Here is a 1063-nt window from a genome sequence, read left to right as displayed (position 1 = left end):
GCTAGGTCTAGTTTATTATTGTCTTTTTGAGGTTTTTCGGTAGATTTAATTTTTATGGGAGTTCAGTTAACGACGATTTTAATATTCATAATAGTCTTGTCCCCTAAAACCGTTAAAGACAGACAGAAGTCCACATAGACGAAGTCGATCTGGATCGATGAGATGATTGCCATATGTTTGAATAAACTGCTGTGAATAGTCCCCCTTCAAGTTATGCTGTAAAGACCAAAGTCCCCAGAAAATATCATAATGGCGATCTCCAATGCCACCATACGCTACATCAACATATCCATTCATTTTAAAGTCGTGCAAGATTAGGTTTGGTAAGCAGTGGTCTCCATGAATGACGACTTTATCTTCGTTCACATATTTGTACAAATTAATCATATTTTCGTGCGCCGATTCAATGCTCGTATATCCCAAATATCGAAGAATGCCCTTTTCAGCCCTGCCCTCTCGGTAATTTCCTTCCGCTCTGATAACCATTTCCTCCAACCCATTAATAATTGGGCAGTCACTATACTCCACCTGATGCAATTTCAAAAGACTTTCTGCAAACACTTCAGTCAAACGCTCTGGTTGCATAAGATATTCGTCGCTTACTGCATCCGAACCAGGAATGCGATCCGTAATAAGATAATCTCTTTTGTCATCTGAAGAATAATGCAAAACTCTAGGGCACACCCCGTATTTATATAAGTAATCCGTCATCAGGGCTTCGGTTTGCATTTGGTTTATTGGAGTCACTTTCAGAAAAATATCATTAGCTTCTTTTTCTATGTGAAATACATTTGATCTGGCGTTATTTTTAATGATTGTCACCACTGCATCTCTAATGTATGACTGTACTTCAGCAGGAAAAGTCTCATAAATTGATTCAACCTTCATATTCATTTATTTCAGTTCACTTCCATTTCGGTTTTATGTATCTCGCCTCTATTCTACATTAAACAATAATATTCCTTTACCTTCAGTACCTGTTATTTAACACAGTAGAGTAAGGGGCTGGGGATGCCAGCCCTTCCTCATCAAACCGTACGTGCGGTTTTCCCGCATACGGCTT

The 1063-nt window shown here is 38.7% G+C and carries 1 protein-coding gene; it reads right to left on the bottom strand.

What is annotated here, in order from left to right; translation table 11 throughout:
* Window positions 1-78 precede the first annotated feature (78 nt).
* Window positions 79-894 carry an aminoglycoside 3'-phosphotransferase gene (locus tag FE784_RS40545; protein WP_139607980.1) on the bottom strand — a complete coding sequence of 272 codons (816 nt, stop codon included), beginning with the start codon at window positions 892-894 and terminating at the stop codon, window positions 79-81.
* Window positions 895-1063 lie beyond the last annotated feature (169 nt).

Source organism: Paenibacillus hemerocallicola (genome assembly GCF_006265175.1).
Lineage (GTDB): Bacteria > Bacillota > Bacilli > Paenibacillales > NBRC-103111 > Paenibacillus_AB > Paenibacillus_AB hemerocallicola.
This window is presented reverse-complemented; position numbering and strand designations above follow the sequence as displayed.

Excerpts from the sequence above, each read along its gene's own strand:
- FE784_RS40545 (WP_139607980.1), bottom strand. The coding sequence starts at position 894 with ATGAATATGAAGGTTGAATCAATTTATGAGACTTTTCCTGCTGAAGTA.